The organism is Streptomyces sp. NPDC085932 (genome assembly GCF_044540525.1).
In the GTDB taxonomy this organism is placed as follows: domain Bacteria; phylum Actinomycetota; class Actinomycetes; order Streptomycetales; family Streptomycetaceae; genus Streptomyces; species Streptomyces levis.
This window is the reverse complement of sequence record NZ_JBITSJ010000005.1, coordinates 169,438-194,926: the sequence shown is the minus strand read 5'-3', so window position 1 is coordinate 194,926 and position 25,489 is coordinate 169,438. Positions and strand designations below refer to the sequence as shown.

General features: G+C 73.8%; 24 protein-coding genes. 12 read left to right on the top strand and 12 right to left on the bottom strand.

Features of this window, described 5'->3' with window-relative positions; translation table 11 throughout:
* Positions 1–51: 51 nt before the first annotated feature.
* The 3 genes from pat to ACIGAQ_RS24965 form a co-directional block, all read right to left on the bottom strand.
* The gene (pat, locus tag ACIGAQ_RS24975) at positions 52–609 is read right to left on the bottom strand and encodes a phosphinothricin N-acetyltransferase (RefSeq protein ID WP_399786258.1); all 558 of its coding nucleotides are present in this window, start codon (positions 607–609) and stop codon (positions 52–54) included.
* Positions 606–1,751 carry a DUF6397 family protein gene (locus tag ACIGAQ_RS24970; RefSeq protein WP_399786255.1) on the bottom strand — a complete coding sequence of 382 codons (1,146 nt, stop codon included), beginning with the start codon at positions 1,749–1,751 and terminating at the stop codon, positions 606–608. The genes pat and ACIGAQ_RS24970 overlap by 4 nt, the downstream gene beginning before the upstream one ends.
* Positions 1,752–2,029: 278 nt before the next feature.
* Positions 2,030–2,443: a roadblock/LC7 domain-containing protein gene (locus ACIGAQ_RS24965; RefSeq protein WP_362278801.1), complete on the bottom strand. Its 414-nt coding sequence runs from the start codon at positions 2,441–2,443 to the stop codon at positions 2,030–2,032.
* A gap of 104 nt (positions 2,444–2,547) precedes the next feature.
* On the opposite strand from ACIGAQ_RS24965, the gene ACIGAQ_RS24960 reads away from it, so the two are divergent.
* Complete coding sequence (locus tag ACIGAQ_RS24960) at positions 2,548–2,976, top strand: PPOX class F420-dependent oxidoreductase (RefSeq protein ID WP_311682054.1); 429 nt, start codon at positions 2,548–2,550, stop codon at positions 2,974–2,976.
* Between the two features lie 16 nt (positions 2,977–2,992).
* Here the strand turns inward: ACIGAQ_RS24960 and ACIGAQ_RS24955 are convergent, their stop codons facing one another.
* The 5 genes from ACIGAQ_RS24955 to ACIGAQ_RS24935 form a co-directional block, all read right to left on the bottom strand.
* Positions 2,993–3,598, bottom strand: coding sequence for a GTP-binding protein (locus tag ACIGAQ_RS24955; protein ID WP_399786251.1), 606 nt, complete (start codon positions 3,596–3,598; stop codon positions 2,993–2,995).
* 82 nt (positions 3,599–3,680) lie between these two features.
* Positions 3,681–4,091, bottom strand: a complete 411-nt coding sequence (locus tag ACIGAQ_RS24950) for a DUF742 domain-containing protein (RefSeq protein WP_399787133.1) — start codon at positions 4,089–4,091, stop codon at positions 3,681–3,683.
* A gap of 22 nt (positions 4,092–4,113) precedes the next feature.
* Positions 4,114–4,551: a roadblock/LC7 domain-containing protein gene (locus tag ACIGAQ_RS24945; RefSeq protein WP_399786248.1), complete on the bottom strand. Its 438-nt coding sequence runs from the start codon at positions 4,549–4,551 to the stop codon at positions 4,114–4,116.
* Entirely contained in the window at positions 4,548–7,274 is a 2,727-nt protein-coding gene (locus ACIGAQ_RS24940; protein WP_399786245.1) for a nitrate- and nitrite sensing domain-containing protein, read from the bottom strand. Before ACIGAQ_RS24940 ends, ACIGAQ_RS24945 begins: the two co-directional genes overlap by 4 nt.
* Before the next feature lie 380 nt (positions 7,275–7,654).
* Entirely contained in the window at positions 7,655–8,428 is a 774-nt protein-coding gene (locus tag ACIGAQ_RS24935) for an MHYT domain-containing protein (RefSeq protein WP_311682061.1), read from the bottom strand.
* A 151-nt stretch (positions 8,429–8,579) separates the two neighbouring features.
* Between ACIGAQ_RS24935 and ACIGAQ_RS24930 the strand changes: the two genes are divergently transcribed.
* Positions 8,580–9,179, top strand: coding sequence for a class I SAM-dependent methyltransferase (locus tag ACIGAQ_RS24930; RefSeq protein ID WP_311682062.1), 600 nt, complete (start codon positions 8,580–8,582; stop codon positions 9,177–9,179).
* A gap of 9 nt (positions 9,180–9,188) precedes the next feature.
* On the opposite strand, the gene ACIGAQ_RS24925 is transcribed toward ACIGAQ_RS24930, so the two are convergent.
* On the bottom strand, positions 9,189–10,091 hold the full coding sequence (locus tag ACIGAQ_RS24925; protein WP_399786241.1) for an oxygenase MpaB family protein: 903 nt from the start codon (positions 10,089–10,091) through the stop codon (positions 9,189–9,191).
* Positions 10,092–10,189: 98 nt separating this feature from the next.
* On the opposite strand from ACIGAQ_RS24925, the gene ACIGAQ_RS24920 reads away from it, so the two are divergent.
* Both ACIGAQ_RS24920 and ACIGAQ_RS24915 read left to right on the top strand, forming a co-directional pair.
* Positions 10,190–10,486 carry a hypothetical protein gene (locus ACIGAQ_RS24920; protein ID WP_399786238.1) on the top strand — a complete coding sequence of 99 codons (297 nt, stop codon included), beginning with the start codon at positions 10,190–10,192 and terminating at the stop codon, positions 10,484–10,486.
* A gap of 137 nt (positions 10,487–10,623) precedes the next feature.
* Entirely contained in the window at positions 10,624–11,481 is an 858-nt protein-coding gene (locus ACIGAQ_RS24915) for a hypothetical protein (protein ID WP_399786235.1), read from the top strand.
* A gap of 195 nt (positions 11,482–11,676) precedes the next feature.
* On the opposite strand, the gene ACIGAQ_RS24910 is transcribed toward ACIGAQ_RS24915, so the two are convergent.
* Entirely contained in the window at positions 11,677–11,859 is a 183-nt protein-coding gene (locus tag ACIGAQ_RS24910; protein ID WP_311682066.1) for a hypothetical protein, read from the bottom strand.
* A gap of 197 nt (positions 11,860–12,056) precedes the next feature.
* On the opposite strand from ACIGAQ_RS24910, the gene ACIGAQ_RS24905 reads away from it, so the two are divergent.
* Positions 12,057–15,014 (top strand): SNF2-related protein, encoded by a 2,958-nt coding sequence (locus ACIGAQ_RS24905; protein WP_399786232.1) that lies wholly within the window; start codon positions 12,057–12,059, stop codon positions 15,012–15,014.
* Positions 15,011–16,453 carry an SWF or SNF family helicase gene (locus ACIGAQ_RS24900; RefSeq protein ID WP_399786229.1) on the top strand — a complete coding sequence of 481 codons (1,443 nt, stop codon included), beginning with the start codon at positions 15,011–15,013 and terminating at the stop codon, positions 16,451–16,453. Before ACIGAQ_RS24905 ends, ACIGAQ_RS24900 begins: the two co-directional genes overlap by 4 nt.
* 1 nt (position 16,454) lies before the next feature.
* Here the strand turns inward: ACIGAQ_RS24900 and ACIGAQ_RS24895 are convergent, their stop codons facing one another.
* Positions 16,455–16,796, bottom strand: coding sequence for a hypothetical protein (locus ACIGAQ_RS24895; RefSeq protein WP_399786226.1), 342 nt, complete (start codon positions 16,794–16,796; stop codon positions 16,455–16,457).
* 427 nt (positions 16,797–17,223) lie between these two features.
* Positions 17,224–18,390 carry a xylose isomerase gene (xylA, locus tag ACIGAQ_RS24890; protein ID WP_311682071.1) on the bottom strand — a complete coding sequence of 389 codons (1,167 nt, stop codon included), beginning with the start codon at positions 18,388–18,390 and terminating at the stop codon, positions 17,224–17,226.
* A gap of 131 nt (positions 18,391–18,521) precedes the next feature.
* Between xylA and xylB the strand changes: the two genes are divergently transcribed.
* The 6 genes from xylB to ACIGAQ_RS24860 all read left to right on the top strand — a co-directional run bounded on the left by xylB (position 18,522) and on the right by ACIGAQ_RS24860 (position 25,488).
* On the top strand, positions 18,522–19,967 hold the full coding sequence (gene xylB, locus ACIGAQ_RS24885; RefSeq protein ID WP_399786223.1) for a xylulokinase: 1,446 nt from the start codon (positions 18,522–18,524) through the stop codon (positions 19,965–19,967).
* 264 nt (positions 19,968–20,231) lie between these two features.
* Positions 20,232–21,371, top strand: coding sequence for an ROK family protein (locus tag ACIGAQ_RS24880; RefSeq protein WP_399787130.1), 1,140 nt, complete (start codon positions 20,232–20,234; stop codon positions 21,369–21,371).
* Positions 21,372–21,751: 380 nt separating this feature from the next.
* Positions 21,752–22,351, top strand: a complete 600-nt coding sequence (locus ACIGAQ_RS24875; protein WP_311682073.1) for an N-acetylmuramoyl-L-alanine amidase — start codon at positions 21,752–21,754, stop codon at positions 22,349–22,351.
* Positions 22,352–22,445: 94 nt separating this feature from the next.
* Complete coding sequence (locus ACIGAQ_RS24870; protein ID WP_399786219.1) at positions 22,446–22,841, top strand: luciferase family protein; 396 nt, start codon at positions 22,446–22,448, stop codon at positions 22,839–22,841.
* 171 nt (positions 22,842–23,012) lie between these two features.
* Positions 23,013–24,125 carry a bifunctional class I SAM-dependent methyltransferase/NUDIX hydrolase gene (locus ACIGAQ_RS24865; protein WP_399787127.1) on the top strand — a complete coding sequence of 371 codons (1,113 nt, stop codon included), beginning with the start codon at positions 23,013–23,015 and terminating at the stop codon, positions 24,123–24,125.
* Between the two features lie 127 nt (positions 24,126–24,252).
* Positions 24,253–25,488, top strand: a complete 1,236-nt coding sequence (locus ACIGAQ_RS24860) for a phosphodiester glycosidase family protein (protein WP_399786216.1) — start codon at positions 24,253–24,255, stop codon at positions 25,486–25,488.
* The last annotated feature ends 1 nt before the right edge of the window (position 25,489 follow it).

Here is a 25,489-nt window from a genome sequence, read left to right as displayed (position 1 = left end):
TGGAGGCGTGCCGCCCGGGTTGCTTCAGCCGGGTACCGCGTCCGCGGCACATCAGACGGTCACCTGCCCGGTGGGCCGCACCGGGCGGGGCGGGGCGGACAGGGGAAAGGAGCGCTGCCAGAACCCGACGTCATGCCACTCCCCGTGCTTGTAGCCCGCTGCCCGCAGCGTCCCGCACGCGGTGAAGCCGAGCGTTTCGTGCAGGCGCACGCTCGGGTCGTTGGGCAGTCCGATCACCGCGACCACGCTCTTGAAGCCCTGCTCCTCCAGGGACGTCAGCAGGTGGGTGTAGAGGGCGGAGCCGAGACCCAGCCGCTGGTGCCGGTGGGAGACGTACACCGTCGCCTCCGCCGTCCAGTCGTAGGCACTGCGGGCCTTCCAGGGGCCCGCGTAGGCGATGCCGGCGACCACGCCGTCGACCTCGGCAACGAGCCAGGGGTAGCGCTCCCGGAGGCGCTCCAGGTCCTCGGTCCACTCCTGCGCCGTCTGCGGTTCCGTGCGGAAGTTGACCGTGCTCGTCTCGATGTAGTGGTTGACGATGTCGCAGACGGTGGGCATGTCGGCGACGGTGGCTGGACGGATCTCGACCGGGTGTCGTTCGGGGTTCACGTGTGGTCGTCCTTCGGTGTTCCTCGGTATTCGATGGGCGTGCGCCTCTTCGCTGCGTCCCGTTGACCTCCCGGATTGCCGATGGGGCCTTGCCCACGGGGCCGGGCGGGTGGCATCGACACGCTCCTGGCCGATCGCCGGCCTCTGCGCCGCAGCCGGCCCAGCAGGCCGTTCGGCTGAGGCACGGGGGGCGAGGTCGGTGCAGTGAATGGTGTCGGCTCGGTGGGCGGTGTCAGCTCGGTGGGTGGTGTCAGCTCGGTGGGTGGTGTCGGCTCCCGGAGTGATGCCGATTCTGTTGGTCGGGTCGGCGCCACGCGTGGTGTCGTCTCCGCGGCAGGCGGTGCCTGCTCCAGGGGCGAGCCCGGACGTGGTGCCGGGCGCATTCTGCGTGCCGTCTCCATCGTGTGGGCCAGGTCCGCGCGGATCCAGGCCACTTCGTCGGGCTCGCCGGCCGTCATGAGCCGCTGGGCGAGCTCGGCGGCCGGTGAACCGGGCACCCCGTGGGAAGGGAGGCGAGGGCGGAGGCGGTCCAGCTGGGCCCGCTCCCAGGGGTCCTCGACGACCTCCGCCACGTCGGCGGGGGCCAGGAGGCTCGCGACCGCCGCCGCGTGCGCCCACGGGTCGTCGCCCGCCTGCCGCAGCAGGAATCCGCTGTGACGTCCCCGCCAGTTGCGGGGGCGACGGTCCAGCCCGCTCTTCAGCCCGCCCCGCATCTCCGCGGGCAGACGCCCCGACAGCAGCCGGGCGTTGCTCGCCTCGGCCGCGAATTGCCGTAGTTCCTCGGCCAGATACAGCCAGACGACGGTCCTGTAGCGGTTGAGGTAAAACCTCACCGGCACGACCAGGCCGAAGCGGGCGAGGCTCGTGAACCGCGTCGGCGCGATCTCCATGAGCGCGGCGCTCTCGGTTGTGCCGGTGGTCCTGACGCGTTCCCGGAGGCCGTCGGGGAAGCGGTCGGCGGCACGCAGCCGGTCGAGCTCCGTGCCTGTGACGCAGGGGGCTCCGCCGCCTTCGTCCGGGACGGTTCGGACGAGCCCCAGGTTCACCGCGAGGTCGAACTCGCCTCGTTTGAGGCCGAGTTCGCGGGCGGCCCGGCTCGGGCCGAAGGTGGGGCGGTCGGTTTTCGCGATCGTGTCTGACATGCTCGTCTCCCCCGTGGAGTCAATGGCTTGACGCCGACACCTACCGTGGTCCCGGTTCACGGTCCCGTGCTGGCCCCCGTGCCTGGTCCCCGGTCCCCGTGTCTGATCGCCGTGCAGGGTCACCGTGTGCGGTCGCGATGAGGGGTCAGCTGCGGTCGCCGTGCAGGTCACCGTGTGCGGTCGGTCGGCGTGTGCGTCGTCGTGGAAAAACCGTAGCCGGTTCCGCGCACCTCGTGGCGAGCCTGTGGATAACTCCGCGGAGATGAAGAACGCGCTGGTCAGGCGTCTGTGGGGGGCTTTCGTTCGGGCTGGCGGGCGTCCACGTCGAGGTGCTCGCCGACCCGGTTGACCAGCAGTGTCATCTCGTACGCGATCTGGCCTATGTCGGCCTCCGCGCCACTGAGGACGCACAGGCAGCTGCCCGTGCCGGCCGCCGTGACGAAGAGCACCGCGTCGTCGAACTCGATCATCGTCTGGCGGACACTGCCCGCGCCGAAATGCCGTCCTGAGCCCTTGGCCAGGCTGTGCAGCCCGGACGACACGGCCGCGAGGTGCTCGGCGTCCTCGCGGCGCAGTCCGGTGCTCGCGCCCGTCACCAGGCCGTCGTTGGACAGGACCAGTGCGTGCCGGACCTCGTGGACGCGCTCGGTCAGGTCGTCCAGCAGCCAGTCGAGTCCCTGGTTCTGCGCCATGTCCCGATCTCCCCGTTTTCTCCCCGTGCGATTCTCCTCCTGGCCGGAGGATCTCCACGCCAGCCTTCCCCAGGACCGCGGCCGGGGCAAGGAGGATGGGAGCCATGGCAGAGAAGATGACCGACGCGCAATGGCGGGAGTTCGTCTCCCACGGCACCCGCACCGGAAAGCTCTCGACGGTCCGGGCCGACGGCAGCCCGCACGTGACGCCGATCTGGTTCGTGCTGGACGGGGAGGAGCTGGTGTTCAACACCGGCGAGAGCAGTGTGAAGGGCCGCAACATCGCCCGCGACGGCCGCGTCGCCCTGTGCGTGGACGACGACCGGCCGCCGTACTCGTTCGTCGTGCTGACCGGCCGGGCACGCATTTCGGACGACCTCGACGACGTACGGCGCTGGGCCACCCGCATCGGCGCCCGGTACATGGGCGAGGAGCGCGCCGAGGAGTTCGGCGCCCGCAACGGCGTGCCGGGGGAACTCCTCGTCCGCGTCACGATCGACCGGGTGCTGGCGGAGCGGAACGTCGCGGACTGACCACGCGGTCACGGGGTCAGCCGACCGAGTCGAGGAGCCGGGCGGTGTGCATCCGTCCGGCGTACTCGACGAGCCGGATCAGCACCTCCTTTCCGGAGTCGCGGTCCCGTGCGTCGCAGAGCACGACGGGCGTGCCCCGGTCGAGGTCGAGGGCGCGCGAGACGTCCGGTGCGCCGTGCCGCCGGGCGCCGGCGAAGCAGTTGACGGCGACCACGAACGGGATGCGCCGGTGCTCGAAGTAGTCGACCGCGGGGAAGCAGTCCTCCAGGCGCCGGGTGTCCGCGAGGACCACCGCACCGAGGGCCCCCTGGGCGAGCTCGTCCCACAGGAACCAGAACCGGTCCTGGCCGGGCGTGCCGAACAGGTACAGGGACAGGCCGGAGCGGATGGTGATGCGCCCGAAGTCCATGGCGACGGTCGTGGTGGTCTTGTGGTCCACACCGTCGGTGTCGTCCACCGACTGGCCGGCCTCGCTCAGGAGTTCCTCGGTGCGCAGGGGCCGGATTTCGCTGACGGCGCCGACCAGGGTGGTCTTGCCCACCCCGAACCCACCGGCGACCAGGATCTTCAACGCCAGCGCGGCACTCTCGCCGTCCGCGGCGTCGGAGTGTTCGGAGATCATTGATCACTTCTCTCTGGAGTGCGGACGGGTCGGTTCGTCTCTGTGGGACGCCAGGTTGTCTACGCGCTGTGGCGCTACGGCGTTACAGCGCCCTCAGCCCTTCGATGACCTCGCGCAGGATGCGTTCGTCGGGCAGTTGCGCCGGTGGCACGGGGCGGCTGACGATGACGCAGCCGAGTTCCAGGAGGTCGCCCAGGAGGACCCTGACGACGCCCACGGGCAGGTCCGCGCCGGCTGCGAGTTCGGCGACCGACTGGGTCTCCGTCCGGCACAGGTCGATCAGGGTGCGGTGTTCCGGGCCGAGCGGGGCGTCGTCCACGCCGGGCCCGCCCGGATCCAGGGTGACCAGGGCGATCAGGTCGAACCGGACGCCGGTGGGGCCGGGCCGGGTACGTCCGCCCGTCATGGCATAGGGGCGGACGAGCGGACCCGCCTCGCTGTCGTACCACTGGCTGCCCTGCTCGCGCGGGCTCCCCGTCATGTCCTCGGCCATCTGCACGGACCGCCCTCCTGTCTCATCCGGCGGCGGTTGGCCGGGCGCCGACGCGGGGTGCCGTGCCGAGGTGCTCGCCGACGCGCTTGACCATGCGGGCCATCTCGTAGGCCACGAGGCCGATGTCGGCGGTCACGGCGGTGAGAAGGGCGAGGCAGGAGCCGTCGCCCGCCGCGGCCACGAAGAGGAAGCCCTCGTCCATCTCGACCATCGTCTGGCGCACCCCGCCGACGCCGAAGTGCCGTCCCGTTCCCTTGGCGAGGCTGTGGAACCCGGAGGCGACGGCGGCGAGATGTTCGGCGTCCTCACGGCGCAGGTCGGTCGAGGCGCCCACGGCGAGTCCGTCGTTGGACAGCACGACGGCGTGCCGGATCTCGCTCACGCGGAGCACCAGATCGTCGAGCAGCCAGTCGAGTTCGCCGGAGTGCCGGGCGGAGTGCGTGCTCGGGTCCTGGATCATGCGCGGTCTCCTTCACTGCTGTCGCCGCCCGTGGCGGGGCGGGGAGTGGTTCCGCGGCCGGGTCGCCTGCCGCCGCCGCGTGCCCAGCCGTCGCGGTAGGCGGCCATGCGGTCCCGTACGAGTTCGGGGGTGCGTTCGTCGTCCCGATGTGCGGAAGCCGGGAGCGGCTCCTCCGGGCGGCCGGCGCGCAGTTGGGGGGCGAGGCTGGCCTGGCGTACGCGACGCGGCAGGTCGTCGGATCCGTCGGGCTGCTCTGGGGGCCGGTGCAGTCGCAAGGTGGCGACTCCTGGGGGTGGAGTGGGGCTCGTGGTCTCCGCGTGGCTCGCGGTCTGCCCGGGGTCGGTGGTGGTGTGTGCGGGGTGGGTGGGCTCCACTGGGCCTGCGGTGTCCAGGGGGCCACCGGTTCTCACAGGGCTGCCGTTCCCCACGGAACCAGCGGTCTCGGCAGGGCCGGCGGTCGCGGCGGGGCCGGTGGTCCTGGCGGGGCCGGTGGTCCTGGCCGGACCGCTCGGGTCCTCCGCTGCCGGGACGGGGGCCACTGGGGCCACGAGGGCCGGTCGGTCGGCCGGGGCACGGACGGCGTCGTGTGGTGGGTCGTGGTCCGGCACGCGCGCGTAGGCCCGTTCCTCGGGGTGCCGCGCGTGGGCCGCCGCTCCGGAGGGACGTTCCGCCGGCGCGGCGTGCAGCAGTGCGGTGGGCAGCAGGACGACCGCGGTCGTCCCGCCGTACGGGGAGGTCCTCAGGTGGACTTTGACGCCGTGCCGGGCGGCGAGCCTGCTGACGACGAACAGACCGAGCCGGTCGCTGTCGAACAGGTCGAGCGCCTCCGACTGCGCGATGCGGCGGTTGGCCTCGGCGAGGGTCTCCTGTCCCATGCCGAGTCCACGGTCCTCGACCTCCACGGCGTAGCCGTTGCCGACGGGTTCGCCGGTGACCCGCACGCGCGTGTGGGGCGGTGAGAACTGGGCGGCGTTCTCGATGATCTCGGCCAGCAGGTGCGTGAGGTCGGCGACGGCGGCCCCGATGACGGCTGCCTCGGGGAGTTGCCGTACCTCCACGCGCGCGTAGTCCTCGACTTCGGAGACGGCGGCGCGGACCACGTTGGTCAGCGGAACGGGCATGCGCCAGGCGCGGCCGGGGGCGGCTCCGGAGAGGATGATCAGGCTCTCCGCGTGGCGCCGCATGCGGGTGGTGAGGTGGTCGAGGCGGAAGAGGTCGCTCAGTTCGTTCGGGTCGTCGGAGCGGCGTTCCATGCTGTCGAGGAGGCTGAGCTGCCGGTGGACGAGGATCTGGCTGCGCCGGGCGAGGTTGACGAAGACGCCGGAGATGCCGCTGGCGAGTTCGGCGCGTTCGACCGCCGCCCGCAGCGCGGCCCGGTGGACGGTGCCGAGGGCCTCGGCGACCTGGCCGGTCTCGTCCTCCGCGGGTGGTCCCGGCGGGGCCTCGGCGTGGACGTCGATCTCGTCCCCCGCGCGCAGTTTCCGCATGGCCTCGGGGAGTTTGCGCCGGGCGATCTCCAGGGCGGTGTTGCGCAGGCTCACGAGTTCCACCACGAGACCGCGTCCGATGCGCACGGAGATGACGAGGGAGGCGGCGACGGCGGCGAGTCCGAGCAGCACGGCGGCTCCGGCCGGGGTGAGCAGCCCTCGGGTGAACGGGTCGGCCCGTCGGGCGACGCCGCGTGCCGCCTCGTCCTCGATCGTGCGCATGCCGTTCTGCACGCGCGCGTGCGCCGTGTTCCAGGTGGCTTCGGGAGCCTCCTCGACCGCCCGGGTCCCCGGCCCGCCGTCGAGGACCCTGTCCTCGACGGCGCTCAGCCCGGCGTAGGCGCTGCTGTCGGCGAGGGCGTCCCAGGCGGAGCGCTCGGTGCCGCGCAGGTCGGCGACGGCGGATCCGGTGAGCGTGCGGCGCAGTTCGACGGCACCGGTGAAGAGCCGAAGTCGCTCTCCGTGGAGCGTGCCGTCCAGGCGGGCACTGGCCAGGACGGCGTCCTCCTGTGCCAGGGCCTCGCCCGCGCGGGCGAATTCGAGCAGCACGCGCGCGTCGGAGCCGAGGTCGGCGTCCTGGATGTTGGTGAGGGCGCCGCCGACGCCGAACGCCGCCGCGATGGTGCGGGTGTAGCGGCCGTACGTCTCGGCCCAGCCGGCGCTGCCGTCTCGTACGGCGGTCCGCAGTGGGCGCAGTTGCTCCGCGGCGGTGACGAACTCCTCCAGCCGGCCCGCCACTCCGGCGGGCATCTCCTCTCCGTCGGCGACGGTGCTGTCCTTGCCGAGCCGCAGCCGCGCGACGGCCCGGTCGGTGCGCCGGGCGAGTTCCCCCAGTTCGCCGGAGGGTACGGCGGAGGGGTCGGTGGCGTGGCGTACGGCGGCCGCGCGTTCCGCCTGGAGAGCGGCGATCGCGCCGGTGACGGGGGCGCGGACGGCGGCGTCCACGCGCTGCACCTGCCGGAGCCGGGCGACGTCCTGGGCGGTGGTGACGGTGGCGTAGGCCCACAGGGCCAGCAGGGAGACGACCGGCACCATCAGCAGGCAGACGATCTTGGCGCGCACGGTGCGCGGGCGTATGTGCCAGCGCTCCGCGCGCGTGGACGCCCCGTCGGCCGCGGTGCCCGGGGAGTCCTCGGGGCCCTCGTCGGCGGGTGGTCCGGCGTGCGCACGGCGACCGCGCGCGGGCGGGGGCGGCGCCTGTGCGCCGGCGGTCGGGGGCCTACGGGGTGAACGCATGGACTCCTCGCTCGGGAGTGGGTCGGAGAGCGGGCCGCCCGCGGCGGGGGCGAGCGGCAGGGGCTCACGGGAACAGCGCGGGGATGGCGCGGGCCTTGCGGAGGCGCCGCCGACAGTGCGGGGATGGCTGCCTGACGCTCACCGGGGCCCGGGCGAGCCGCCGCGGCGAGCCGACGAGCCCTCGGCGGCCGCCGAGAGCCGCACAGCGCGTGCAGCGGGCCGCCCGGCGCCGGCAACCGTGGCGCTGCAGTCGGCGTCTGCAGGGGCACCGTGCACGGGCCTCCGAGTGAGCCGCCGGAGCGGACTCGCCCAGGCTGCGTCGCCCTGTCCCCGCTTCGGGTACGCCCGCAGCCCGCGCCCCGCTCCGGGGGCGCGACGCGCTAGGGCGCGACGCTCTCGACCGGCCGCTGGGCCGACGCGGACGCCGCCCGTTCCCCCGCCGTCGGCGACAGCGCGACGAAGGCCGAGGTCAGGAAGAGATAGGACCCGAGGCCGACGGCGAGAGGGAAGATGAACTGCATCGCCGCGACCCCGGGCAGGGCCTCTGCGGAGGGCGTCACCCGCACGCTCACCGCGAGCATGCCGGTGTAGTGCATGCTGCTGACCGCCGCGCCCATGATCAGGGAGGCGAGGGTTACGGCGACGGGTGACTTGATGTTGAGCGCCGCCCACAGCGCCGCTGTCGCGGCGACGACGGCGATCAGGACGGAGAGCATGACGAGCGCCGGGTCGTAGCTGACGTCACCGTGCAGGCGGACGGCCGCCATGCCGAGGTAGTGCATGCTCGCGACGCCGAGGCCGGTGGTGAGTCCGCCCGCGAACAACGCCCGGCCGCGGTCACGGCCGTACCCGACGGCGAAGACGCCGGCGCAGACGACGACCATGGCCACGAACAGGCTCAGCAGCGTGAGCGGCACGTCGTAGCGGATGTCGGTGCCGGTGACGCTGAAACCGAGCATGGCCACGAAGTGCATGGTCCAGATACCGGTGCCGATCGCCGAGGCGGCGGTGAGGAGCCAGTTGCGGCGCGAGCGTCCCGTGGCGGCGAGGGCGCGGACGGTGCAGCGCAGTCCGAGGGCGGCGCCTGTGCAGGCCATCGCGTACGACAGCGCGGGGGTCAGCCACCCCAGGGCGGCGTGGTCCAGGTGTCCCATGGCCCCGGGACGCTAGACCCGCGGCAGGAGCACAAAGGGGGCGCATTTCGAAAGCTGTTGCAATCTGACGCGCGATGCACCGGAACGATCGGGTCACGCTCGAACGTGTGCGCTGAGGCGTCATCCCTGCCGGTGAGGAATCATGCGGTGCATGAGCGACGACCAGACGCGTGTCCAGGAGTTCTTCACCGCCCGCGCCGCCGACTGGGACACCCGGTTCCCCGACGACGGCCCGGCCTACGCCGCAGCCGTCGCGGAGCTCGGGCTGCGGACGGGAGACCGTGTCCTCGACGCCGGTTGCGGAACCGGTCGCGCGCTGCCGCCGCTGCGTGCCGCCGTGGGGCCCTCGGGCGTGGTGATCGGGGCCGATCTCACCCCGGCCATGCTGCGGGAGGCCGTGCGGGCCGGGCGGGACCGTGACGGGGCGCTGCTGCTCACGGACGTCGCCGCGCTGCCCTTGCGCGCGGGGTCGTTGGACGCCGTGTTCGGGGCCGGGCTCATCTCGCATCTGCCCAGCCCCGCCGAGGACCTGCGGGAGCTGGCGCGAGTGGTGCGCCCCGGCGGTGTGCTGGCGCTCTTCCACCCGATCGGCAGGGCCGCCCTCGCGGCCCGCCACGGCCGTCCGCTCACCCCGGACGACCTGCGCGCGGAGCCCAACCTCCGCCCCCTGCTGGCCGGTTCGGGGTGGCGCCTGACGTCGTACGCCGACGAGGACGCCCGCTTCCTGGCCCTGGCCGTCCGCGAGGACTGAGCCTGCCCCTCATCCGGCGGCGGCGTCCGGCGCTCCCGTCTGCCGTACCGGGCAGCCCCGGATGCCCGGGACCGGGCGCGTCCCCAGGTCGGCGAGCTCGTAGCCGTTCGGGTAGCCCTTGATCTCCCGGTTCTGGCGGGCGAAGTGCGGGGCGCGCCGGGGTGGCAGCAGCCGGACGGCTCGCCCTCTCAGCCGTACCGCGCGACGCACCCACGCGCGCGTGCGCGCGCTCGGCGGGGTGTAGCGGAAGGCGTCCAGGAGGGAGTCGTCGAGCAGGGAGAGGGTCGTGGTGCGCAGCAGCGGAGCGAGCGGGCGCGGGTACCAGGAGGCCATCAGGTCGAGCGTGGCGTCCGAGACGCGGCGGGCGTCCTCGTCCCACGCGAAGTGGGCCGCCTCGTAGTCGTCGAGGCAGGTCCCGAACTCCTCGTAGGTCTCGGGGATGTCCTTGATGCCCATGTGGCGGCCGAGTGTGCGGTAGTGGACGACGGAGGCGACGGTCTCGTGCCGCGACATCCGGCGCCAGCCGTAGGCGTCGATCCACCGTTTCGGCATCACGACGAACGTGCACAGCACGTATCGCATGTCCTCGTCGCTGATGTCGTAGCTGCGGTGCATCCCGTTGATCCGACGGATCGCGGTCCGGCCCTGCTCACTGCCGAAGCCGTGCTCGACCACGGCGTCCAGGAGCAGGGAGGTGTCGTCGTAGCGTTTCTGTGTGCGGTCCGTGAGTTCGGCGGTCCGGGCGAGCAGGCGGCCGATGCTCGGGACGGCGTAGGTGCGGTACAGGGCCAGCTCCAGGGAGCGGGCGAAGTCCCAGGGGAACTCGTAGGCCACGCTGAGCCGGTAGATCTCGGTGGCCTCGCGGTACGGGTTCATCCCGCGGATTCGTTCGAGCCGTTCGAACCGCTTCACCGTGCCGTCCCCCTTCTGCCTCCGGAACTCCAACCCTACGTTGGAGACCGGGAGATGAACGGTGAGCGAGGACAGCGCACTGGGGGCAGGTGGTCAGCATGTGGGACAGGATCCGCAAGGCCGGGGGGAAAGTCGCCGATACCCTGCGTACGGAGCCGAAGGCCGAGGGCGGCGCGCGTCCGCACAACCTCTTCGAGGCCGCGGCCGTCTACGTCACGGCGAGCGCGCAGGACGATCAGGAACGGGCCGACGAGGCGGCCGGCTGGGTGTCCCCGGAGGCACTGTCGTTCGGTGTGAACGAACTGGCCTGCCGGGCCGTGGTCGCGCTGGCGCGTGAGCGGGGGCAGTCGCCCGGGACCGTGGCCCGTGAGCTGCTGGGGCTTCCGGCGGCGTGACGGATCGGGCACCGGACGGCCGATTCGCCCTCGTCCGCCGGAAAACTGCAGCTCCGGGTGCGCTTGCGAGGTCGTGACAAGCGGCTTCCGCTCGCACTAGGGTGCGCGCCGTTGGACCAATGGATGGGGAGGCTGGGATGGCCGGGACGGACGAGGACACCGTCGCCGCCGCGGATGATGCGCTCTATGTGCTCACGGCGGTGCTGCTGACGCCGGCGAAGTTCCCGAGTGTGCTCGGCGACGACTACCCGGAGGCCTGCGCGGCGCTCGGCCTCGCGCCGCTCGCCGACGGCTACGGGCTGGTGCTCGGCCAGGACGGCGAGGGCGCCCGGTGGACGGTGGTCATCGACGACGTCTCCCTGGTGGCGGTCGCGATCGCGTCGTGGGACTGCGGGATGGAGTACGAGCTGTCGCCCGACGAGCGCACGGTGGTCGCGGCCCTGCCCGGCTGGCCCCTCGCGGTCGCCGTCGCGGCGCCCGGCGTGCCCGCGCCGCACGACCCGGGCCCGGAGGCCGACGACCGGCCGCCGCTGACTCCGCCGGACACCGGCGTCTGGGGTCCGGCCCAGCGGCGTCTGGGCGCGGACGAGATCGCGCTGCAGTGGGCGACGTGGCGGGAGCAGGTCGACGACGCGGCCTTCCCGCAGGCGGGAGCGGCCTCCACGGCGGACGACGCGGGCGAGGCCGCCGACGGCCCGGACCGCGGCGAGGGCGGCGGGCAACCGGGGCACAGCGGCATCCGGCGCGTCCTGGCGGAGGCCCGTGCCTACGTCGACTCCCCTCCGCCCCTGGGCCGGGTCCGCTCCTCGTTCGCGCCGGGGGACGCCCGGACCCTGCGGGCCGACGGGCCCGGCTGGTCGCTGGTGGCCAGGACCGACGACATCGCCTTCGTGCTGCTGGACGAGGAGCCCGGCGAGGTCCTGCCGGTGGGCCGGGGGCCGGAGCTGCCGGGCCTCCTCGCCGCGCTCGACAAGATGGCCGTACGGCCGGTCTGAGCGGCCGGGGCGATCAACGCCCCGGACGGTCAGCGGTCACGACGGTCCTCGATCCCGACTGCCGGCGGTACGGCGATCACCGATCCCGGCTGCCATCGGAACGGCGATCACCGACAGCGGCGGAGAGTGGCCCGATGGCCGACAGCCACGGCGATCAATCGTTCATCGGCCACCGGTCAGCGGCGGTCCGGGCGATCAGCGGCCCAGCTCCTTGCGGGTGACGCGGCGCAGCCGGCGCCGCTGCGCGGGGTCCAGCGTGAGGTAGGCAGCGGCCGGGACTCCGAGGATGATCAGAAGCGCGGCCCACCAGGGCAGCCAGATCAGCAGGATGAGCCCGACCGCCACACCGCCCGCGGCGATCTTGGCGTTCTTCGACATGTCTGTCGCCTCCTTCGCGGCCACTGCCGCTCTCTGTCCTGAAAACGGGCCCGCGCTTCCGGCGGTTCCGATGCCGCCCCTGAGACATCCCTGAGGCGCACCCCGAAGCGACCCTGAGAAAACGAACTGCCGGCCGAAGACGACAGCGCCCCTCACCGCGCATCCATAGTGACCCACCTCACAAGCAGTCCACACTCATGCGCCCCGAAAGTGCTGTACTCTCGGCGACTCCGACTCCACTAGTCAAATTTGAGGAATCAGCCATAGCCGAGCAGTCGACTCCCCCGGCACCCTCCTCCGACCCCTTCGAACTGACCCGCTGCAGCGCCCTGTTCCTGCCGGGCGACCCGGCCCGCACCGGCACCTTCGCCTTCTGGCACACGGACGGCACACCCCCTCCGGCCGTCGCGTCGGCTTCCGTCGCGGACCTGACCGTCGCCGTACCCGGCCCCGACGGGGCCGAAGCGGAGGGCGTCCCCGCCGTACTGCTGCCGGTGGATACGGCCCTGCCGCTCCTCACCCGCGCGCGGGTGACCGGTGAGGGCCACCGTGCCACCGTCTTCTGGGGCGCGGCCGCCTTCCAGGCCCTGCATCTCGTCGCCCGTGGACTGCTGCTGCCGGGGCTGTCGCCCGGCGACCACGACGCCTGGCGCGCGGGCCCGTTGCACGCCCAGGACATCGAAGCCCTGCGCCGCCTGGCCGCCGCGATGCCACCCGAAGCGCACGCCGCGCCGTTGCCGGGCGCCGGGCCGCTGCGGCTGCCCGAACCGGAGCAGCTCCTGCGCGCTTTTCTCGACGCCGTGGCCGACAGCCTGCCCCGCTCCCCCGCCGCGCCCCTGGTGACCGGCGGACCCGCCTACGCGGCACGGGAACCGGTGCACCTGCCCGAGCAGCGCCCCTGGGCCGAGGACATCGCGGCCGGTCTCGACGCGGGCGTGCGGCTGTCGCTGCGGATCGAGGCGGACGGCCTGACCGGGACGGCGGGCGACGAGGCCGCCGGCGAGACATCCGACGAGGCCGCCGGCGTGACGTTCCGTGCCGTGCTCCAGGTGCACGGCGTGAGCGACCCGGCGCTCGTCGCGGACGCCGCGGACGTCTGGGCCGGCACCGCGGGCGAGGCCCTCGGCTCCCGCGCACGGATGGACGCGCTGCTCGCCCTGCGCCGGGCCGCCCGGGCCTGGACACCGCTCACACCCCTGCTGTCGGCGCCCGTACCGGACGCGGTGGAACTCGCCGACGACGAGGTCACCGAACTCCTCGGCGCGGGCGCCCGCGCCTTGGCCGCGGCAGGCGTGGACGTGCACTGGCCGAGGGAACTGACCCGGGAGCTCAGCACGCGCGCGGAGGTGGGGCCGTCCGACGACGAGCGGGACGTCGGCCGATTCACGGACGCCGTGCCGTCGTTCCTGTCGGCCGACGCGCTCCTCGCCTTCGACTGGTCCTTCGCACTGGGCGACCGGAAGCTGACCCGCGCGGAGCTGGACCGCCTCGCCGAGGCCAAGCGCCCGGTGGTGCGGCTGCGCGACCAGTGGGTCCTGATCGACCCTCAGGAGGTGGCGCTGGCCCGCTCCCGGCAGGACCGCAAGGTCACCCCGGTGGACGCCCTGGGCGCCGCCCTGACGGGCTGGACCGAGGTGGACGGCCATCGGGTCGAGGTGCGGCCCACGGGCTGGCTGGCGACGCTGCGGGAGCGGTTGGCGGACCCCGAGGCGCAGCAGCCCGTGGCGCAGCCGGACGCCCTCGCGGCCACCCTGCGCGACTACCAGCGGCGGGGCCTGAACTGGCTCGCGAGCATGACGTCGCTGGGCCTCGGCTGCTGTCTCGCCGACGACATGGGGCTCGGAAAGACGATCACGCTGATCGCGCTGCACCTGCACCGGCAGTCCGACCCGGGGTCCGCCGGTCCCACCCTGGTGGTCTGCCCGACCTCCCTGATGGGCAACTGGCAGCGGGAGATCGAGCGGTTCGCGCCCGGCACGCCGGTGCGGCGCTTCCACGGTCCGCGCCGTGACCTGGCCGGCCTCGCCGACGGGGAGTTCGTGCTCACCACGTACGGCACCATGCGCCTGGACGCGGCCCGGCTGGCGGAGACGCCCTGGGGCATGCTCGTGGCGGACGAGGCCCAGCACGTGAAGAACCCGTACTCCTCCACCGCGCGGCAGCTGCGGTCCATCGGGGCACGCGCGCGCGTGGCGCTCACCGGCACCCCGGTGGAGAACAACCTGTCGGAGCTGTGGGCGATCCTCGACTGGGCCACCCCGGGGCTGTTGGGCCGGCTCGGCACGTTCCGCACGCGCTACGCCGAAGCCGTCGAGGGTGGTCGCGATCCGGCCGCCGCGGACCGTCTGGCCCGGCTCGTACGGCCGTTCCTGCTGCGCCGCCGCAAGTCGGACCCCGGCATCGCGCCGGAGCTGCCGCCGAAGACGGAGACCGACCACGCCGTGTCGCTCACCGCGGAGCAGACGGCGCTGTACGAGGCCGTGGTGCGCGAAGCGCTCGCGGACATCTCCGGAGCCGACAGCATGGCGCGGCGCGGCCTGATCGTGAAGCTGCTGACCGGTCTCAAGCAGATCTGCAACCACCCGGCGCAGTACCTCAAGGAGGAGCGGCCGGTCGTCTCCGGGCGCTCCGGAAAGCTGGAACTGCTGGACGAGCTGCTCGACACGATCCTCGCCGAGGGGGCGGGGGTGCTGGTGTTCACGCAGTACGTGCGGATGGCCCGTCTCCTGGAACGGCACCTGGCCGCCCGGGGCACGCGGTCGCAGTTCCTGCACGGCGGGACGCCCGTCGCCGAGCGGGAGGCCATGGTCCAGCGTTTCCAGGACGGCGAAGTGCCCGTGTTCCTGCTGTCGTTGAAGGCGGCCGGCACCGGCCTCAACCTCACCCGGGCCGAGCACGTCGTGCACTACGACCGCTGGTGGAACCCGGCCGTCGAGGCGCAGGCGACCGACCGCGCGTACCGCATCGGCCAGACCCGGCCCGTGCAGGTGCACCGGATCATCGCGGAGGGGACCATCGAGGACCGCATCGCGGAGTTGCTGACCCGTAAGCGGGAGCTGGCGGACGCCGTCCTCGGCTCCGGCGAGGCGGCGCTCACGGAACTGACCGACGCGGAACTGGCCGATCTGGTCGCACTGCGAGGAGGCCTGCGATGACCCGGTACGACGGTGACACGGAACGCACGTTCGCGGCGCTGCCGCCGGCGAGCGGGCGGGGCTTCGCCCGGACCTGGTGGGGGCAGGCGTGGCTGAAGGCGCTGGAGGACACGGCACTGGACAACGCACAGCTCAAGGCGGGCCGCCGGCTCGCCCGGGCGGGAGCGGTCGGCGCGGTCTCGGTGCGCCCGGGCCGGCTCACGGCCGTCGTCCACGACCGCGACCGCACGCCGCACCGGGCCGACGTCCTGCTGGAGCAGCTGTCGCCCGCGCAGTGGGACCGCTTGCTGGACATGACGGTGGAGCGGGCCGGACACGTGGCGGCGCTGCTGGACCGGGAGATGCCGCCGCACCTGGTCGAGGACGCGGCGGCGGAGGGCGTCGACCTGCTGCCCGGCCTGGGCGACCTGGAGCCGGAGTGCGACTGCGGAGCCTGGGACCACTGCGGGCACACGGCGGCGCTCTGCTACCAGGTGGCGCGGCTGCTGGACCAGGACCCGTTCGTCCTGCTGCTGATGCGGGGACGAGCCGAGGACGGCCTGCTGGAGGACCTGCAGCGGCGCAGTGGCGCTTCCACCGCCGAGTCCACCGGACCGGAGGGCGTGGACGCCGCCGAGGCCTACGCAGCCGGGGACATCCTCCCGCCGCTCCCGGACCTGCCCACCCTCCCCGACGAGCCCGGTGCGCCGCCCTCCCTGGACACGGAGACGGCGCCCGGGCCCGGAGTCGACCCGGTTGCGCTGGAGTTCCTGGCCGCGACGACGGCCGGACGGGCCCACGGCCTGCTCCGGGAGGCACTGCGGGGTGGCTTCGAGCCGGAGCTGACGACCGCACAGGACGCCGTACGGCTGGCCGCGGGCCCAGCCGGGCAGGAGGCCACCACCGACCCGTGGAAGACCTCCGATCCGCGGAAGACCTCCGACCCGCGGAAGAACTCCGATCCACGGGAGACCTCCGACCCGCAGAAGAGCTCCGATCCACGGGAGACCTCCGACCCGAAGAACGCCTCCGCCTCGCGAGAGGTCGCGTGCAGCCGGGCTGTGACGGACCGTCTCGCCGACGGCTCGGGACGCGGCCGGGAGGGCCTGGCGGCGGCCGTGCGCGCCTGGCGCCACGGCGGTGCGGAGGCACTGTCGGTCCTCGACGAGGAATGGCGTGTGGAGGGCGAGGCGCTCGCACGCGCGCGTGCCGCCCTGGAATCGGCCTGGGACGCGGACGAGCGGCCGGAGCTGCGGGCCCGGGCCAACCGGTGGACGGCCGTCGGCGCACCGGTGCAGCTGCGTCTCGGACGGGACGGCCGGTGGTGGCCCTACCGCAAGGAAAACGGCCGCTGGCTGCCCGCGGGAGCCCCCACCCGTGACCCGGCCACAGCCCTTGCGTCGGCGTCCGCGTCGGCCGAGCCCACTGGTGACGCGGCCACACCCGGTGCAGGGCGGTAGCTCACTCACCGACGTCCAGAGACGGGAGGAGCGACTCCAGCCCACTGGGCAGCCCGCTCGGCAGTTCACTGGGAAGGTCGCTGGGCAACCGGGTCGGAAAACCCGAAGGCAGGTCGGTGGGCAGCTCGCTGGGCAACCGGGTGGGGATGCCGAACGAGGGCGCTGACGTGCTGCTCGAACCCGCTCCGGGCGGTTCGTCGTCCGGCGAGTCGTCCCGTCCCGAGGCCATCAGCACCACGACGGCCACGGCGGCGACGGCCACGAGCACGGCCAACAGCAGGAACAGCGGATTGCGGCGCCGGGGAGGCCCGGGCGGGTGAGGCGGTACGGGCGGCATGGCCATACCGACCAGAGTCGCCGTACACCGCCCGGCGCGGGAGGGGCGCGCGGAAGCTGAGACGGACCCGCGCCCTGGACCGCACGATTCCGCAGCATGCCGGGCTCGACACGGTCGAAGTGGGCCGGTACGGCCGGAGTGAGCCGGTACGGCGGAGTGAACCGGTCCGGCCGGAGCCAGCCGGTACGGCCGGAGCCAGCCGGTACGGCCGGAGCCAGCCGGTACGGCCGGAGCCAGCCGGTACGGCCGGAGTCAGCCGGTCCGCCCCGGGCCGACCCGCCCGCAACGGCCGGCCCTGCACGCCCCGCTCGGTCGGACGGGGGCGGATCCGCCCGCCTGACGCGCCCGGGCCCGTCGATCGGTCGACGTGACCGGCCAACGGGCCCACGCGCGCGTGCCGGGCACCGACGCTCCACCCGCGCGCGAAACGGGATCAGCCGCGCGCCCCCAGCAGGTGGTCCATGGCCAGCTGGTCCAGGCGCTCGAAGGCCATGCCGCGAGCCGCGGCCGCCTCGACGTCGAACGCCTCGAAGGCCGAGCGGTCGGCGAGGAGGGCCTGCAGGCCGTCCGCCGCGGTGGGCTGGGCCAGCTCGTCCAGTCGGGCCGCCCGCAGGGCCTCCTGGACCTCCGGGTCGGCGCGGAACGCTGCCGCGCGCTCCTTGAGGATGAGGTAGTTGCGCATGCAGCCGGCCGCCGAGGCCCACACGCCGTCGAGGTCCTCGGTCCGCGGCGGCTTGAAGTCGAAGTGGCGCGGACCGGCGTAGCCGGCCGACTCCAGCAGGTCGACCAGCCAGAACGCGGCGCGCAGGTCACCGGCGCCGAAGCGCAGGTCCTGGTCGTACTTGATGCCGGACTGGCCGTTGAGGTCGATGTGGAACAGCTTGCCCGCCCACAGTGCCTGCGCGATGCCGTGCGGGAAGTTCAGCCCGGCCATCTGCTCGTGTCCCACCTCGGGATTCACGCCGTACAGCTCCGGCCGCTCCAGGCGCTCGATGAACGCCAGGGCGTGGCCGACCGTCGGCAGCAGGATGTCGCCGCGCGGCTCGTTCGGCTTGGGCTCGATCGCGAAGCGCAGGTCGTAGCCCTGGGAGGTGACGTACTCGCCGAGCAGGTCGAAGGCCTCCTTCATCCGGTCCAGGGCCGCGCGGACGTCCTTCGCCGCGCCCGACTCGGCGCCCTCCCGGCCGCCCCAGGCGACGTAGACCTGGGCCCCGAGCTCGACGGCGAGGTCGATGTTGCGGATGGTCTTGCGCAGCGCGTAGCGGCGCACGTCGCGGTCGTTGGCGGTGAACCCGCCGTCCTTGAAGACCGGGTGGGTGAACAGGTTGGTGGTGGCCATCGGGACCTTCATGCCCGTGGCGTCCAGCGCCTGCCGGAAGCGCTTGATGTGGGCCTCGCGCTCGGTGTCGTTCGAGCCGAAGGGAATGAGGTCGTCGTCGTGGAAGGTGACGCCGTGCGCGCCGAGCTCGGCCAGGCGCTGCACCGTCTCGACCGGGTCCAGGGCACGCCGCGTGGCGTCGCCGAAGGGATCCCGTCCCTGCCAGCCGACGGTCCACAGGCCGAAGGTGAACCTGTCCTCGGGGGTGGGCTGGTAGCTCATGCCGCGGCTCCTTGCTCGCTGAGGCTATTTCGTCATGCCGATTTACAAATTAGTATGCGAACACCTCTCTGGGAAGAGACGACGTGACTCCAGAACGGAGACACGTGCCGCGCGCAGTAGGGAGAAGCCCGATGTCAGCAGCCGAGGGTCCGCTCGTCGTCGGCGTGGACTCGTCCACCCAGTCCACCAAGGCGCTGGTCGTCGACGTGGCCACCGGCCGGGTCGTCGCGAGCGGCCAGGCGCCGCACACGGTCTCCTCGGGGGCCGGACGCGAGAGCGACCCGCGCCAGTGGTGGGACGCGCTGCGCGAGGCCCTGCGCCAGTGCGGCGAAGCGGCGCACGAGGCCGCCGCGGTGTCGGTGGGCGGCCAGCAGCACGGCCTGGTCACCCTGGACGACCGGGGCGAGCCGGTGCGCCCGGCCCTGCTCTGGAACGACGTGCGTTCGGCGCCGCAGGCCCGCCGGCTCACGGAGGAGCTGGGCGGGGCGAAGTTCTGGGCGGAGCGGACCGGCAGCGTCCCCGCCGCCTCCTTCACGGTCACCAAGTGGGCCTGGCTGGCCGAGCACGAGCCGGACGCGGTCCGCGCCACGAGGGCCGTGCGCCTCCCCCACGACTACCTGACCGAGCGGCTCACGGGCCAGGGCACGACCGACCGCGGCGACGTCTCCGGGACGGGCTGGTGGGCGTCCGGTGCGGAGGAGTACGACGAGGAGATCCTGGCGCGGGTGGGACTCGACCCGGCCCTCCTCCCCCGGGTGGTCCGGCCCGGTGAGGTGGCGGGCACGGTGCGCGACAGTCATGACCTGCCGTTCTCCAAGGGGACACTGGTCGCGCCCGGCACCGGCGACAACGCCGCCGCGGCCCTGGGACTGGGCGTGCGGCCGGGCACGCCGGTGATGAGCCTCGGCACCTCGGGCACGGTGTACGCCGTGTCGCGGCACCGGCCCGCCGACCCGAGCGGCACGGTGGCGGGCTTCGCCGACGCCCGCGGCGACTGGCTGCCGCTGGCCTGCACCCTGAACTGCACCCTCGCCGTCGACCGCGTCGCGACGCTGCTGGGTCTGGACCGCGAGGCCGTCGAGCCCGGCACGGCCGTCACGCTCCTGCCCTTCCTGGACGGCGAGCGCACCCCGAACCTGCCGAACGCCTCGGGCCTGCTGCACGGCCTGCGTCACGACACCACGGCCGGCCAGCTCCTCCAGGCCGCCTACGACGGTGCCGTCCACTCCCTGCTGGGCGCGCTCGACCTGGTCCTCGACGCGGACGCCGACCGCGCGGCGCCCCTGCTGCTGATCGGCGGCGGCGCGCGGGGCAGGGCATGGCAGGACACCGTACGGCGGCTGTCGGGGCGTCCCGTGCAGGTGCCCGAGGCGAAGGAACTGGTGGCGCTGGGGGCGGCCGCGCAGGCGGCCGGGCTGCTGACCGGGGAGGACCCGGCGGCGGTCGCACGACGGTGGGACACCGCGGCCGGGCCCGTGCTCGACGCCGTGGAGCGGGACGAGGAGACGCTGGCGAGGATCGCCGGGGTACTCTCCGACGCGGCTCCGCTGCTGGAGCGGCCCACCGACACCCACTGAGGACTGGCGTCAGGCATGACCGCACCGCCGCACGAGACCTACCCGGCCGGCCCGGGGCGTGCCCAGCACGAGCCCCCTCCGGCCGAGCCCGGACGCGCCCCGCACGAAACCCGTCCGGCCGGCCGGGAGCGTGCCGAGCACGAGGCCGGTCCGGCCGAGCCGGGGCGTACCCCGCACGGAACCCGTCCAGCCGGACCGGGACGCGCCCCGCACGAACCGCACCCTGCCCGGCCGGGACGCGCGCTGCCCGACACCCAGCAGGGCATGCGGCGACGCAACCTCGCCCGTGTCCTGCACGCCGTGCGTGCCGAGGGGCCGCTCTCCCGGGCCGCCGTGGCCTCGCGGATCGGCCTGACCCGGGCGGCGGTGTCCACGCTCGTCGACGAACTGATCCGCTCGGGGCTGCTGGAGGAGCTCGGTCCCGAGCGGCCCGGCCGGGTGGGCCGCCCCGGCTCCGCGCTCGCGGTCAGCGGACGCGGTCCGGCCGGGATCGGCGCGGAGGTGGGGGTGGACCACCTCGCGGTCTGCGCCGTCGACCTGCGCGGCGCGACCCGGTCACGGGCGATACGCCAGGGCGCGAACCGCGACCGCTCCCCCGAACCCGTGCTCGCCGAACTCACCGAACTGATCCACCGGGTCGTCGCCGAGGCGGAGGACGAAGGGCTGTGGCCCGCCGGGCTCGCCGTGGCCGTACCGGGCCTGGTGGCGCGCGACGGCCGGACCGTGGTCCGCGCCCCGAATCTGGGCTGGCACGACACGGATCTGGGCGCGCTGTTGCCGGCGGACCTTCCGCTGACCGTGGACAACGAGGCCAACTTCGGCGCCCTGGCGGAGCTCTGGCTCGGCGAGGGCACCCCACGCGACTTCCTGCACGTGTCGGCGGAGATCGGCATCGGCGCTGCGGTCGTCGTGGACGGCGGGCTGCTGCGCGGAACGCGCGGTTTCGCGGGTGAGCTGGGGCACGTGCCGGTCCGGCCCGACGGCCCGGAGTGCGCCTGCGGGGGGCGGGGGTGCCTGGAGCAGTACGCCGGTGAGGAGGCGGTGCTGCGCGCGGCCGGTCTGGAACCGGACGAGGACCGGGTCGGCCTGCTGGCGGGACGCGCGGCCGAGGGCGACGCGGACGTCCGACGGGCCCTGCGCGACGCGGGCACCGCGCTCGGCATCGCCCTGACCGGCGCGGTCAATCTCCTCGATCCCGAAAGCGTGGTGCTGGGCGGGGAGCTGTCCGGGCTCGCGCCCTGGCTGCTGCCCGCGCTGCGGGACGAGCTGGCCCGGCGCACCGCCGGCCCGGCCTGTCCCGTGTCCGTGTCCCGGCTGGGCCCGGAGGGGCCGCTGCTCGGAGCGGCGCACTCGGTCGTGCGAGCGGTCCTGGACGATCCGGCGGCGACCGCGCGACGGGACTGACGACGACCGGCCGGAACCGACCGCAGCGACCTCCGACGCACCGCCACGTCATCGCGGCCCTTCGCCGCACCGTCACGCCGTCGCGACCCGCCTCCACACCGTCACGTCGTCGCGATCCTCCTCCACACGGCCACGTCATCGCGGCCTCCGCCACACCGCCACTTCATCGCGGCCTCCGCCACACCGACACCTCATCGCAATCACCCGACCGGGTGAGCGAGTTGTCCACAATTCCCGGTCCGTCCACCAAAACGCAGAGCGTCCTTCGGACCGTCCTGCGGGCGCCGTAACTTGATCGAAGCGGGCAGCGACCACACCGGCCGCGGCTGAGCGCCATCGAGCACGACACACCCCGCCCCTCGACCCCGGAAGGCACCCCCATGGACCGGACCACCCCCTCCCCCAGCAGGCGCGGCCTCCTCGTAGGAGCCGCCCTCACCGCCGTCCCCTCCACCCTGTTCGCCGGCACGCGCGCCGCGGCCCGGCCCCAGGCCGTCGATCACCCCGGAGCGGCGTGGCACCCGGCGAGCCGCGCCAACTACACACCGTCGAACCGCCCCCGCGCCCACCCGCTGCACTACGTGGTCATCCACGTCGCGCAGACGACGTACGCCGGCACGCTGTCGGTCTTCCGCAACCCCGGGAAGAAGGTGTCCGCCCACTACGTGGTGCGCGCCTCCGACGGGCACGTGGCGCAGTGCGTGCGCGAGGCCGACATCGCCTGGCACGCGGGGAACTGGGACTACAACACCCGCAGCATCGGCATCGAGCACGAGGGCTGGGTGGACCGGCCCCGGTACTTCACCGACGCCATGTACGAGCGGTCGGCCCGGCTCACGGCGGCGATCTGCGCCCGGTACGGCATCCCCCGCAACCGGGCGCACATCATCGGCCACCACGAGGTGCCGGGCAGCGACCACACGGATCCGGGCCGGCACTGGGACTGGAAGCGCTACCTCAGACTCGTCAAGTCGGCCTGACCACCGGGCCGGTGACCTCGTACGCCGGCTCACGTCCCGGTTACGAATCGCTCAACCACTGGTTGCGGCGCGGTGAGCAGGCGACGATGGGGGCATGACTCTGGCCCAGCACGCCCTGGAGCGTCTGCAGGCCTGGCCCGACCTGACGGCGGGCCCGGCGAGTTGCGGCACCGGACGGGCGCTCCGTTCCGTCCGCGACGAGATCGTCCACTTCCACTCGGACCGGGACGTGGACCTCCACCTCACCCGCCAGGCCATTCAGCGCTTCCACTACGACCTGTCCGGGTCGAGCGCGATCCACCTGGTTCCGGGTTCGTGCTGGCTGACGGTCCACCTCGACTGCGAGGCGGACGTCGATCTACTCCTCACGCTGGTGAGCATCGCCCTCAAGAACCACCAGGCCCGTCCGTCCGCCGTGGAGCCCGGGCCGGCCGGGTGCAACTTCCACCGGGTCACCGTGCTGCCGCGCGACACGGTTGCGGGCGGCTGAGCATTGGCGACCGAACGACCTGAGGCCGACAGCGCCCGGACCGGCAACGCGAAGGCCGGTGACGCCAAAGCCGACAGCGCCCGGGCCGGCAACGGGAAGGCCGGTGACGCCAAGGCCGACCGCGCCGAAGCCGCCAACGCCGAGGCCTGGCACGCGTACGGCACCCACCACCTGCGGCGCGGCACGGTCCTGCCCGAAGTGGCGCGCGTCGACTGGGGCTTCGAGGGCGGGGGTCCGGGAGTCGAGGTGCTCGGGGAGCTCGCCGGACGGCGGGTGCTGGACCTCGGGTGCGGTCCGGCCCGGCACGCGGCTCATCTGGTCAGGGCTCATGGCGCGCTGGTGGACGCGGTCGACGCCTCGGCCGGTCAGTACGAACGGGCCCGCGCCCGGTACGGGTCCCTGCCCGGGTTGCGGCTGGTCCTGGCCGACGCGGTGGAGCACCTGCGCGCGTCGGAGCCGTACGACGTCGCGTACTCGGTCAACGCCGTCCCGTACATCGACCCGCACCGGCTGCTGCCCGCCGTGGCCGGAGCGCTCAAGCCGGGCGGCAGGTTCTGCTTCACCGTGCTGCACACCAACTCGCGGGGTGACGGGCCGTCGGAGCGGGTGGCGGCCCGGCCCGAGATGCTGCGGCTGGCCGGCGGCGGAGACGTCACGGTGCACATGTGGGTCCTCACGACAGACATGTGGACGGCCCTGCTCACCGAGTACGGGCTGCGCGTGGAGCACATCGACGTGCTGGACACGCCCGAGCCGGGCAACCGGGCCTCCTACCGGCTGTTCCGGGTGACACGGCCGGTCCGGGTCTCCTCCAGGCCGCGCACCGGCAAGCCGCCGGTGGCGCACGCGGCGCTCGGGGTGGGCGCCATCCTGCACGGGCCGCGCGGTCTGCTGCTCGGGCGGCACCGGCACGGAACGTGGGAGCTGCCCGGCGGGACGGTGGAACCCGGGGAGTCCTTGCAGGAGGCGGTCGTGCGCGAGCTCGGCGAGGAGACCGGCCTCGCCGCGCGGCCGCAGGACGTCCGGCTGCTCGGGACGCTCCTGGACGACGCGGGCGGGGTCGTGCGGGTGACCGTGGCCGCCCGGGTCACAGCCTGGCGGGGTGAGCCGTCGGACCAGCCCGGGGAGCGTGTGGGCCGCTGGCGCTGGTTCGCGCCGGACCGGCTGCCGGACCAGCTCTTCGTGTGCAGCGCACAGGCCCTCACGGCCTGGCGTCCCGGTCTGCCGATCGACCACGCGCCGGCGCACTTCACCCCGTACGGCACCGGAACGGGCGATCGCTGACGCACCCGGAGGAGTGCGTTTTTTCAGCCGTTCCCGCGTTGTCGGCGCTCGGCCACCCCGGCGGCCCGTGCCGTCTGGTGCACTGCCCCTGAGTGTCGGGACATCTGACGAGACATCAGGGGGCACGGTGACAAGTCGTCACAGACGCGGAGCGGGACGGACGGTACTGGCGCTTCTCACGGCGTTCGGCGCGCTGGCCGGTGCGGCCCTGGCGGGGGCGGCACCGGCCGGCGCCGTCCAGAAGGGCGTGCGGATCGCGCCGGGCGTCACGTACGAGCAGTTCGACATCAAGGCGGCGAAGGGGGTGACCCGCGCGCACGTGGTGCGGGTGGATCTGGGCAACCCGCAGGTGAAGGTCGATCTGCTGTACCCGGGGGCGGTGGCTGCCCGGGCGCAGGTCTCGCGGATGGCCGATGCCCAGGGGGCGGTCGCCGGCGTCAACGGCGACTTCTTCAACGTCAGCGAGGCGCAGCACCCGGGCGTGGAGGTGACGGGGGCGAGCGTGGGTCCGGCGATCGCGGCCGGGCGGACGCTCAAGGCGGCGGTGCCGAAGGGCCAGCGTTTCGGGCCGGCGCTGCCGCCCGGCACGACCACTCAGGACGTGTTCGGCGTCGGCACCGACGGTGTGGCACGGCTGGACCGGCTGGCCCTGGACGGCACGGTCCGCACGGCCGAGGGGCAGCTGCCGCTGGGCGGGCTCAACCAGTACGCGCTGCCGGTGGGTTCGGTCGGGGCGTTCACGTCAGAGTGGGGCAGTGTCTCCCGGGTGCGCGCCACCTGCGGTACGGACACGGACCGGGCCGCGCCGTGCAGCACCGACACGTACGAGGTGACGGTCCGTGACGGCAAGGTGGTCTCGGCGGCGGACACCCCGGGCAGCGGTGCCATCGACGCCGGGACCACGGTGCTGGTCGGCCGCGAGGCGGGCGCCCAGCAGTTGCGCAAGCTGTCCACGGGTGCGGCGGTCGAGGTCGAGCACCGTCTCGTGGCGGCCACGGACGGTGCCGCGTACCGGCTCGCGCTCGGCGGATATCCGGTCCTCTCGGGCGGGCAGCCGCTGGCGGGGCTGGACGACACGACGTCGGCCGTCCGCACGGCCGTGGGCATCGCCGACGGCGGGCACCGCGTGCTGCTGTTCGCCTTGGACGGGGCAGCCGCCTACCGCAGCGGTCTGACGATCGCCGAAGTGGCCTCCACCATGCGGAAGCTGGGCGCGGTCGACGCCTTCAGCCTGGACGGCGGCGGCTCGTCGACGCTGGTCGCCCGTAAGCCCGGCGCGAGCGCGGTCACGGTCCGCAACCACCCCAGCGGCGGCGCCGAACGCGCCGTCCCGAACGGGATCGGCGTGTTCTCGGCGACGTGAG

What these genes read in the sequence shown, in the direction of transcription:
- ACIGAQ_RS24960 (WP_311682054.1), top strand. Translation starts at nt 2,548, where the DNA reads ATGGCAGAGAAGATGACCGACGCGCAATGGCGGGAGTTCGTCTCCCAC.
- ACIGAQ_RS24875 (WP_311682073.1), top strand. Translation starts at nt 21,752, where the DNA reads ATGGACCGGACCACCCCCTCCCCCAGCAGGCGCGGCCTCCTCGTAGGA.
- ACIGAQ_RS24910 (WP_311682066.1), bottom strand. Translation starts at nt 11,859, where the DNA reads ATGTCGAAGAACGCCAAGATCGCCGCGGGCGGTGTGGCGGTCGGGCTC.
- ACIGAQ_RS24945 (WP_399786248.1), bottom strand. Translation starts at nt 4,551, where the DNA reads ATGATCCAGGACCCGAGCACGCACTCCGCCCGGCACTCCGGCGAACTC.
- ACIGAQ_RS24905 (WP_399786232.1), top strand. Translation starts at nt 12,057, where the DNA reads ATGCGCCCCGAAAGTGCTGTACTCTCGGCGACTCCGACTCCACTAGTC.
- ACIGAQ_RS24950 (WP_399787133.1), bottom strand. Translation starts at nt 4,091, where the DNA reads ATGGCCGAGGACATGACGGGGAGCCCGCGCGAGCAGGGCAGCCAGTGG.
- ACIGAQ_RS24930 (WP_311682062.1), top strand. Translation starts at nt 8,580, where the DNA reads ATGAGCGACGACCAGACGCGTGTCCAGGAGTTCTTCACCGCCCGCGCC.
- xylA (WP_311682071.1), bottom strand. Translation starts at nt 18,390, where the DNA reads ATGAGCTACCAGCCCACCCCCGAGGACAGGTTCACCTTCGGCCTGTGG.
- ACIGAQ_RS24965 (WP_362278801.1), bottom strand. Translation starts at nt 2,443, where the DNA reads ATGGCGCAGAACCAGGGACTCGACTGGCTGCTGGACGACCTGACCGAG.
- ACIGAQ_RS24900 (WP_399786229.1), top strand. Translation starts at nt 15,011, where the DNA reads ATGACCCGGTACGACGGTGACACGGAACGCACGTTCGCGGCGCTGCCG.
- ACIGAQ_RS24870 (WP_399786219.1), top strand. Translation starts at nt 22,446, where the DNA reads ATGACTCTGGCCCAGCACGCCCTGGAGCGTCTGCAGGCCTGGCCCGAC.
- xylB (WP_399786223.1), top strand. Translation starts at nt 18,522, where the DNA reads ATGTCAGCAGCCGAGGGTCCGCTCGTCGTCGGCGTGGACTCGTCCACC.
- ACIGAQ_RS24955 (WP_399786251.1), bottom strand. Translation starts at nt 3,598, where the DNA reads ATGATCTCCGAACACTCCGACGCCGCGGACGGCGAGAGTGCCGCGCTG.
- ACIGAQ_RS24935 (WP_311682061.1), bottom strand. Translation starts at nt 8,428, where the DNA reads ATGGGACACCTGGACCACGCCGCCCTGGGGTGGCTGACCCCCGCGCTG.
- ACIGAQ_RS24895 (WP_399786226.1), bottom strand. Translation starts at nt 16,796, where the DNA reads ATGGCCATGCCGCCCGTACCGCCTCACCCGCCCGGGCCTCCCCGGCGC.
- ACIGAQ_RS24970 (WP_399786255.1), bottom strand. Translation starts at nt 1,751, where the DNA reads ATGTCAGACACGATCGCGAAAACCGACCGCCCCACCTTCGGCCCGAGC.
- ACIGAQ_RS24880 (WP_399787130.1), top strand. Translation starts at nt 20,232, where the DNA reads ATGCGGCGACGCAACCTCGCCCGTGTCCTGCACGCCGTGCGTGCCGAG.
- ACIGAQ_RS24915 (WP_399786235.1), top strand. Translation starts at nt 10,624, where the DNA reads ATGGCCGGGACGGACGAGGACACCGTCGCCGCCGCGGATGATGCGCTC.
- ACIGAQ_RS24940 (WP_399786245.1), bottom strand. Translation starts at nt 7,274, where the DNA reads ATGCGTTCACCCCGTAGGCCCCCGACCGCCGGCGCACAGGCGCCGCCC.
- ACIGAQ_RS24920 (WP_399786238.1), top strand. Translation starts at nt 10,190, where the DNA reads ATGTGGGACAGGATCCGCAAGGCCGGGGGGAAAGTCGCCGATACCCTG.